A 7,306-nucleotide genomic window follows, 5' to 3' on the forward strand; every position below is an offset into this window, starting at 1 on the left:
GTTGACAGTCTCGGCCCTCCGTATCAGCGGGCAACAGCGGGACGAGAGCCGGGTATCACGCCATGCACGACGACGACGCACAGCACGGGCCCCTGGCGGGCTTCACGGTCGGGGTGACCGCAGCCCGTCGCGCGGAGGAGCTGGGGACGCTCCTCACGCGCAGGGGCGCCGCGGTCCTGCACGCGCCCGCGCTGCGGATCGTTCCGCTCGCGGACGACAGCGAACTCCTGGCCGCCACCAAGGAGCTGATCGACAACGCGCCCGACGTCGTGATCGCGACCACCGCCATCGGCTTCAGGGGCTGGGTGGAGGCCGCCGACGGCTGGGGCATCGGTGACCAGCTGCTCGAACTGCTGCGCGGTATCGAGCTGCTGGCCCGTGGTCCCAAGGTCAAGGGCGCCATCCGGGCGGCCGGGCTCACCGAGGCGTGGTCGCCGCAGTCCGAGTCGATGGCCGAGGTGCTGGACCGGCTGCTGGGCGAAGGCGTCTCGGGCCGCCGGGTCGCCCTCCAGCTGCACGGCGAGCCGCTGCCGGGCTTCGTCGAGTCGCTCCGTGCGGCGGGCGCCGAAGTCGTCGGCGTACCCGTCTACCGGTGGATGCCCCCGGAGGACATCACCCCGCTCGACCGCATGCTCGACGTCACCGTCGCCCGTGGCCTGGACGCCCTCACCTTCACCAGCGCACCCGCCGCCGCGTCCTACCTGAACCGGGCGGAGGCGCGCGGCATGCTCCCGGAGGTGCTGGACGCCCTGAGCCATGACGTCGTCACCGCCTGCGTCGGGCCGGTCACGGCTCTGCCCCTGCAGGCCAGGGGCATCGACACCGTCCAGCCCGAGCGCTTCCGGCTGGGGCCGCTCGTCCAGGTGCTCTGCGCCCAGCTGCCCGCCCGGGCCCGTGCGCTCCCCGTCGCCGGCCACCACGTCGAGATCCGCGGCCACGCCGTGCTGGTCGACGGAGCCCTGCGCCCGGTACCACCGGCCGGCATGGCCCTGCTGCACACGCTGGCCCGCAGGCCCGGCTGGGTGGTCTCCCGCGCCGATCTGCTGCGGGCCCTGCCCGGCAGCGGCAGTGACGAGCACGCGGTGGAGACGGCGATGGCCCGGCTGCGTACGGCGCTGGGGGCGCCCCGGCTGATCCAGACGGTCGTCAAGCGGGGCTACCGGCTGGCGCTGGACCCCTCGGCGGACACCAAGTACGACGCTTCCTGACGGGCCGCTACGGTGCGGGGATGATCAACGACATCCATCCCCTGGCCGACGGCATCCGGCTGAGGCCCGTGGTCCTCGGCGACGCGGAGTCCTTCGCCGAGACCATGACCCGCAGCCGCGCGTACATGCGGCGCTGGGAGCCCGTGCGCCCCGAAGCCTTCTACACCCCCGAAGGCCAGGCCCAGCGGCTGACCGGACTGCTGGCGGACCGGGACGCGGGGCGCACGATGCCCTGGGCGCTGGCCGACGACGAGGACCGGGTCGTGGGGGCGATGACGCTCGCCTCCATCGAGCGCGGGCCGTTCCGCAACGCCCGGATCGGCTACTGGATCGACGTCGACCGGGCGGGCCGGGGCCTTGCCACGGCCGCCGTGACCCGGGTCTGCGAGCTGGCACGGGACGGGCTCGGACTGCACCGGGTCGAGGCCGGGACGGTCCTGGACAACACGGCCTCACAGCGGGTGCTGGCGAAGTGCGGGTTCGAGCTCTACGGCACGGCGCCGCGCTATCTCCACATCAACGGCTCGTGGCAGGACCACCGGATGTTCCAGCGCATCCTGCACGACGGCCCGCCGCAGCGCTGAGCGGTGCCTCCCGGGAGTGCCGGTGGCCGCCCAGGGGGTAGCGCGATGGCCGGGCGGTGACGAGCTCGGCGAGCGGGAAGCCGGTCTTCCCGGCACGGTACGGCGGTGTCCGGAGGGGTTCCGGGCCGGGCCGGATGCGGGCACTCTGGGGGTGACTCTCCCCCCACAGGTGACCCCCGAGGCGGTGACAGGCTCATGGCGGCGGGCACGGGCGCGTACGACCGGCGGTTCGACTCGGGGCGTGTCTGTCTGGACCTGGTGGCGACGGGGCCGGCCTCCGGCGCGTGCGAGCGGCTCGACTGCCCGGCGCGTCTCGCCGAGTGGCTGATGGCCTCGGCGCTGGTCCCGTGCGGGACGACGCTGGCGGCGGTCGACGAGACCTGGGTGGCGCGCTTCCGGCAGTTGCGTACGGGAATCGACCGGCTGATGACGGCTCAGCTGACCGGCGGGAGCGCCGACAGCGCCCTGGACCGGGTCAACGCGCTGGCAGCGGGCGCCCCGCCGGGGCTGCGGGCCGTGCGGGGCCAGGGCGGGGCGCTCGTGCGGGCGCCGATCGCGGACCCGGGGTGCGGGGAGCTGCTCGCCGCGGTGGCCCGGGACGCCGTCGACCTGCTGACGGACCCGGTCGCGCGGGCGGGGCTGCGCCGGTGCGAGGGCGATGACTGCCGGCGGCTCTATCTGGACACGTCGCGGGGGCGGCGGCGCCGCTGGTGCTCCAGCGAGGTCTGCGGCAACCGGGAGCGGGTGGCCCGGCACCGGCGCCGGGTGAGGGCAGTGACGTGAGGCCGTGAACGGTCCCGAATGCTCGCTGCCGAAAGAAAGTTGCCCGGCTTCTGAATGAACCGGCGCCCGCAGCCGTACCGATGGCCACAGAGCTCGACAGGGTCTCGACCGGGAGGTTCGGGTGCGCAAGGATGCGGCCGTGGCCGATGACCGTCCGCACAGGGCTCGACATCGCAGTGCACCGCCCCGCCCTCCCTCCGACGTCCCCGACGAGGAGTTGATGCGGGCGCTCTACCGCGAACACGCCGGTCCGCTGCTGGCCTACGTCCTCCGTCTTGTCGCGGGTGACCGTCAGCGGGCCGAGGACGTGGTGCAGGAGACGCTCATCCGTGCCTGGAAGAACGCCGGTTCGCTCAACCGGGCCAACGGCTCCGTCCGCCCCTGGCTGGTGACGGTCGCCCGGCGCATCGTCATCGACGGCCACCGCAGCCGGCAGGCCCGGCCCCGCGAGGTCGATCCGTCGCCGCTGGAGGTCATCCCCGCGGAGGACGAGATCGACAAGGCGCTGTGGCTGATGACGCTCTCGGACGCGCTCGACGATTTGACCCCGGCCCACCGGGAAGCATTGGTCGAGACCTACTTCAGGGGCCGTACGGTCAACGAGGCCGCGGAGGTGCTCGGCATCCCCAGCGGGACCGTGCGGTCCCGGGTGTTCTACGCACTGCGTTCCATGAAGCTCGCACTGGAGGAGAGGGGGATCACGGCATGAGCGACCAGGAATGGCAGCCCTTCGGTCCCCGGCGCCCCTCGGGCCACTCCGGTCCTCCGGACGACCCCTTCGCGCCCCCCGCGCCGGGCCCGGGGCACGACGCCGCCGGCGCCTACGCGCTGGGCATCCTGGATGACGCCGAGGCGAGCGCCTTCGAGGCCCATCTGGCCGGCTGCGCGCCGTGCGCCGCCCAGCTCGACGAGTTCGCCGGGATGGAGCCCATGCTGGCGATGCTCGCGGAGTCGCCGGCCACCGTCCCGGGCGCGCGCCCGGTGCCGCACGTCCCTGAGCCCCCCGCGCCCCGGGTGCTGGCCGGTCTCGTCGACGAGGTCGCGCGGAAGCGCTCGCAGCGGCGGCGCCGCGCCCGGTATCTGATCGCCGCGGCGGCCGTCCTCGTGATCGGCGGCCCGGTGGTCGCGGTCACCGCCACGGCCGGCGGGGACGCGGGCCGGCAGGTCGAGGCGGCCGACCCGCATCCCACGAGCCCCGCCGAGGACGCCTTCTTCCACCACATGCCGGAGAAGCTGACGGCGACCGACCCCGCCACCCGGGTCGATGCCACGGTCGGCATGGAGCCCAAGGCCTGGGGCACGCACACGGTCCTTGAGCTCAAGAACGTCGAAGGCCCGGAGAAATGCAGCCTGGTCGCCGTGTCCAGGACCGGCGACGAGGAGGTCGTCACCTCCTGGTCCGTACCGGAATGGGGATACGGGATCGAGGATTCCTCCCACCCGGACGCGCGCCACCCGCTGTATGTGCACGGGGGCACCGCGATGGCGCGCGCGGACATCGACCATTTCGAGGTCCGGACCTTCGACGGCGAGCGGCTGGTGGAGATCGACGCGGCCCCGGCCTGAAACCGGACGAAAGACCCAGAACGCGATCCGGGTGGCAGGTGCGCTCGGGGCCCCCTTTCGCGTACGGTTGACGGCTGCCCGATGCACGTCAGAAGGGGGCCTCGGTGGCCGCGCAGGATGCCGCTGTCGATTCGTTGCGGGACCGGGAAATCGGTGTCGAACAAGAACATCTGGACCGGGTCTACCGCCGTCTCGAAGAGAAGATCGACGAGGCGGAATTTCTCATGCAGGACGCCAGTAAACGGGGCCAGGTAGGCACCCCCGGGGCACTCGCCGAAAGGGACGCCCAGGTCTTCCGTGCCGGCGTCCACCTCAACCGGCTGAACAGTGAGTTCGAGGACTTTCTCTTCGGGCGGATCGATCTGCTGCGCGGCAAGGACGGTGAACGCGGCCCGGACGGCGCCTTCACCTCCGTGGAGGCGGCGGACGACGCCGTGGGGGAGGACAGCACCGCCGAGATCGCGGAGACCCTTCACATCGGCCGTATAGGAGTGCTCGACTCCGACTACGCACCGCTGGTGATCGACTGGCGGGCGCCGGCCGCCGCGCCGTTCTACCGTTCGACGCCGAAGGACCCGGGCCGGGTCGTACGCCGCCGGGTCATCCGCTCCAAGGGCCGCAGGGTCCTCGGCGTGGAGGACGACCTGATGCGTCCGGAGCTGACCGCACGGCTGAAGGGCGACGAACTGCCCGTCATCGGTGACGGCGCCCTGATGGCCGCGCTGGGCCAGGCCCGCAGCCACACGATGCGGGACATCGTCTCGTCGATCCAGGCCGAGCAGGACCTGGTGATCCGTGCCCCCGCCGCCTCCGTCACCGAGGTCTCGGGCGGCCCCGGCACCGGCAAGACGGCGGTGGCCCTGCACCGGGCCGCGTACCTCCTCTACCAGGACCGGCGCCGGTACGCGGGCGGCATCCTCGTCGTCTCGCCGACCCCGCTCCTGGTCGCGTACACCGAAGGGGTCCTGCCCTCGCTCGGCGAGGAGGGCCAGGTCGCGATCCGCGCGGTCGGTTCGCTGTCCGACGAGGCCGCGGGTGTGGAGGGCGCGACCACGTACGACGAGCCCGCTGTCGCCCGGATCAAGGGCTCGTCCCGGATGCTCCACGTGGTGCGCAAGGCGGCCCGTGGGGCGCTGGAGCAGCCCGCGCCACGGCCCGCCCCGCAGGAGGGCCAGCTGGACTTCGGGGAGGCCCCCGCCGAGGCGGGGACCCCCACCCGGCTGCGGGTGGTGGCCTTCGGCGCCCGCGTCGAGCTGGAGGCCGACGAGCTCCGGCGGATCCGGCACAACGTCCTCGGCGGCACGGCACCGGTCAACCTGCTGCGCCCGCGGGCCCGCAAGCTGCTCCTGGACGCCCTGTGGAACAAGTCGTCCGGCCGGGGCCGCTACACCGACCCCGAGCTGGTCGCGGAGCTGCGCTCCTCGTTCGACGAGGACGTGTCCACCGAGACGCCCTTCCTCACCTTCCTGAACGCCTGGTGGCCGGAGCTCACCCCTCGCCAGGTGCTGGCCGCGATGTCCGACGAGCGGCGGCTGAGCAGATGGGCGCGCCGGATCCTCAACCAGGGCGAGGTGCGCCGGCTCGCCCGTTCGCTGAAGCGGCTGGACGAGGACGGCAAGGGTCCGCTCTCCGTCCACGACGTGGCGCTCCTGGACGAGCTGCAGACCCTCCTGGGCACCCCGGCCCGCCCGAAGAGGCAGCGGGAGGCGGACCCGCTGGACCAGCTCACGGGTCTGGAGGAGCTGATGCCGCAGCGCGAGGAGACGCAGCGCGAGCGGGCCGAGCGGCTGGCGGCGGAGCGTACCGAGTACGCCCACGTCATCGTCGACGAGGCGCAGGACCTGACGCCGATGCAGTGGCGGATGGTCGGCCGCCGCGGCCGGCACGCGACCTGGACGATCGTCGGTGACGCGGCGCAGTCCTCCTGGTCGGACCCCGACGAGGCGTCCGCCGCCCGTGACGAGGCGCTCGGCAACCGGCCGCGGCGCCGGTTCACCCTCACGGTGAACTATCGCAACCCGGCGGAGATCGCCGAGCTCGCGGCCAAGGTGCTGGCGCTGGCCATGCCGGGGATGGAGTCCCCGGCGGCGGTCCGCTCGACCGGTGTCGAGCCGCGCTTCGAGACGGTGCGGGACGGGGACCTCGCCTCGACCGTCCGCGAGGAGGCCCGCAGGCTGCTCGGTGAGGTGGACGGCACCGTGGGTGTGGTCGTCGCGATGAACCGCCGCGCCGAGGCCCGTGCCTGGCTGGCGGAGCTCGGCGAGCGTGTCGTGGCACTGGGGAGCCTGGAGGCGAAGGGCCTGGAGTACGACGCCACGGTGGTCGTCTCACCCGCGGAGATCGCCGACGAGTCCCCGGCCGGGCTGCGGGTGCTGTACGTGGCACTCACCCGTGCGACGCAGCAGCTCACCGTGATCTCCGGGGAGCGCGACATGCCGGACGAGGACGGGGTTCCGGACCTGCTGAGGGACTGAGGGAGGGGTCGCCGGCGCCTGCGTGCGGAGTGCTTCCCGGAGTCAACCCGTCGCACGGGAATCACTTTTCCGGGGTGTTTGTTAGCCTGGTGTCGGCACCGGCTCGATCCAAGCCCCCGGGCCCAACCTTAGTCGCTACGAGCGACCACTTGCCGCGAGGCGAGCATGGCGGGCCGGTGTCACCTGACTCGAAGAAGACAGACCCGCGTCACCTGTTGGTGGTGCGGGTCTGTTGGTGTTTACGGGGTTACGCATCACCGCTACTTCTCGTATGGTGGAAGAAACTTTCCGAAAGGTGGCAGTCATTACCTGCTACCGGTCGGTAGGTGCGACGATCGGAACGCACGTACGGGGCCGAGCCCCATCTGCGTGCGGCAACGAAGCTCAGGAAAGCGAAGGACTCGGCCATGGCAACGGCGCCCAGCGTCTCGTACTCGATGACGGTCAGGCTGGAGGTGCCCGCGAGCGGCACAGCGGTCTCCCAGCTCACCACGGCCGTGGAGTCCTCCGGAGGTTCGGTCACCGGCCTCGACGTGACCGCCTCCGGCCACGAGAAGCTGCGGATCGACGTCACGATCGCGGCCTCCTCCACCTCACACGCGGACGAGATCGTCGAAGGCCTGCGCGACATCGAGGGCGTCATCCTCGGCAAGGTCTCCGACCGTACGTTCCTGATGCACCTCGGCGGCAA

At 72.5% G+C, this 7,306-nt stretch carries 6 protein-coding genes and 1 pseudogene; all 7 read left to right on the forward strand.

Translation table 11 applies throughout. The features are described from left to right. Positions 1 to 62 precede the first annotated feature (62 nt). On the forward strand, positions 63 to 1,208 hold the full coding sequence (locus tag ACIBCU_RS36520; protein ID WP_362927001.1) for a uroporphyrinogen-III synthase: 1,146 nt from the start codon (positions 63 to 65) through the stop codon (positions 1,206 to 1,208). Between the two features lie 20 nt (positions 1,209 to 1,228). Beyond that, positions 1,229 to 1,792 carry a GNAT family N-acetyltransferase gene (locus ACIBCU_RS36525; RefSeq protein WP_399236819.1) on the forward strand — a complete coding sequence of 188 codons (564 nt, stop codon included), beginning with the start codon at positions 1,229 to 1,231 and terminating at the stop codon, positions 1,790 to 1,792. A gap of 195 nt (positions 1,793 to 1,987) precedes the next feature. Continuing rightward, positions 1,988 to 2,575 (forward strand): CGNR zinc finger domain-containing protein, encoded by a 588-nt coding sequence (locus tag ACIBCU_RS36530; RefSeq protein WP_399236821.1) that lies wholly within the window; start codon positions 1,988 to 1,990, stop codon positions 2,573 to 2,575. A gap of 121 nt (positions 2,576 to 2,696) precedes the next feature. After that, entirely contained in the window at positions 2,697 to 3,284 is a 588-nt protein-coding gene (locus ACIBCU_RS36535; protein ID WP_399236823.1) for a sigma-70 family RNA polymerase sigma factor, read from the forward strand. Further along, a complete protein-coding gene (locus ACIBCU_RS36540; protein ID WP_399236825.1) occupies positions 3,281 to 4,141 on the forward strand; it encodes an anti-sigma factor family protein in 861 nt (286 codons plus the stop codon). The genes ACIBCU_RS36535 and ACIBCU_RS36540 overlap by 4 nt, the downstream gene beginning before the upstream one ends. 104 nt (positions 4,142 to 4,245) lie before the next feature. Beyond that, entirely contained in the window at positions 4,246 to 6,615 is a 2,370-nt protein-coding gene (locus ACIBCU_RS36545; protein ID WP_362926996.1) for a UvrD-helicase domain-containing protein, read from the forward strand. Between the two features lie 407 nt (positions 6,616 to 7,022). Next, positions 7,023 to 7,306: pseudogene (locus ACIBCU_RS36550) on the forward strand (NAD-dependent malic enzyme); the annotation flags it as partial.

This window comes from Streptomyces sp. NPDC051064, from assembly GCF_044455985.1.
Classification (GTDB): Bacteria; Actinomycetota; Actinomycetes; order Streptomycetales; family Streptomycetaceae; genus Streptomyces.